Source organism: Vibrio sp. 03_296 (genome assembly GCF_002265885.1).
The window spans coordinates 1-845 of record NZ_NPKW01000843.1; the positions used below are offsets into that span (position 1 = coordinate 1).

General features: G+C 45.1%; 1 pseudogene. It reads left to right on the forward strand.

Annotated elements, in window-relative coordinates:
• Positions 1-144 precede the first annotated feature (144 nt).
• Positions 145-845, forward strand: a pseudogene (gene metA / locus CIK04_RS28330) (homoserine O-succinyltransferase); the annotation flags it as partial.

Below are 845 nucleotides of genomic sequence, written 5' to 3' on the forward strand. Positions count from 1 at the left end.
CTCTTAGTAGGTGCACATTTTTCTCTCGCAAAATTGTCACAATAAAATTTCCTTTCGCCCCCTTTTGCCTGTCGACATCACAAAAAAAATAGGTAGGTTAGAGTTGTATAGACGTCCAAAAGAGATTAGCTTAGGGAGAAAGCTGTGCCTATTCGTATTCCAGATCAATTACCAGCGGCAGATGTTTTGCGAACTGAAAACATCTTCGTCATGAGTGAAACTCGTGCCGCCAAGCAAGAAATTCGTCCGCTGAGGGTACTGATTCTCAATTTGATGCCGAAAAAATTGAAGACAGAACTCAGTTTTACGCCTGCTCTCTAACAGCCCTCTCCAGGTCAATGTCGAGCTGCTGCGTATTGACGATCGCCCGAGCAAAAACACCCCGACTGAACATCTCGACAATTTTTATCGTCAATTCGAGATGGTGAAAAACCGTAACTTTGATGGATTGATCATCACAGGTGCGCCGCTAGGCTTGGTGCAGTTTGAAGATGTGATTTATTGGGATCACCTCAAAACCATCATGGAATGGGCGAAATCACACGTTACCTCAACTCTGTATGTCTGTTGGGCTGCGCAAGCAGGCCTGAAATTGCTTTATAATTTGCCAAAGCAGACACGTAAAGAGAAGTTATCTGGGGTCTATCATCATCGTATTCACAAGCCTTATCACCCTATTTACGTGGCTTTGATGATTCCTTTTTTGGCCCCCATTCTCGCTACGCCGATTTTTCGCCAGAGTATCTCGCAGAACACACCGATTTGGATATTCTCGCGACGTCTGACGATGCAGGCGTTTACCTAGCCACCACCAAAGATAAGCGCTAACGTCTTTGTTACTGGCC